Source organism: Bartonella sp. MR168JLCBS (assembly GCF_042194175.1).
Window position 1 is genome coordinate 1,249 of sequence record NZ_JBHIMP010000070.1, and the last position, 233, is coordinate 1,481.

Sequence of the window (233 nt, forward strand, 5' to 3'; positions counted from 1 at the left end):
GAAATATATACACCAAACCGTAAGAACAAGACCACACCAAAACAACGGACTCCATACCCAACCAAAAATGAGCGAAAGAACAAAAAACGCTATAATAAAAGGATAGCCCTCTTTATGGATCGGCGTAAAGCTATTATGGACAGATTGTAGAATACTCATATAATTTCCTATTTATAGATATGATCTAAACGACGTACTAAATCTTTTTGTTCTGCTCTCCCCTTTCTTCTCTA

1 pseudogene is annotated in these 233 nt (G+C 35.6%); it reads right to left on the reverse strand.

Annotation, left to right across the window (positions count from 1 at the left end):
• A pseudogene (locus ACFIK8_RS09135) lies at positions 1-159 on the reverse strand (phosphatidylserine decarboxylase family protein); the annotation flags it as partial.
• Between the last annotated feature and the right edge of the window lie 74 nt (positions 160-233).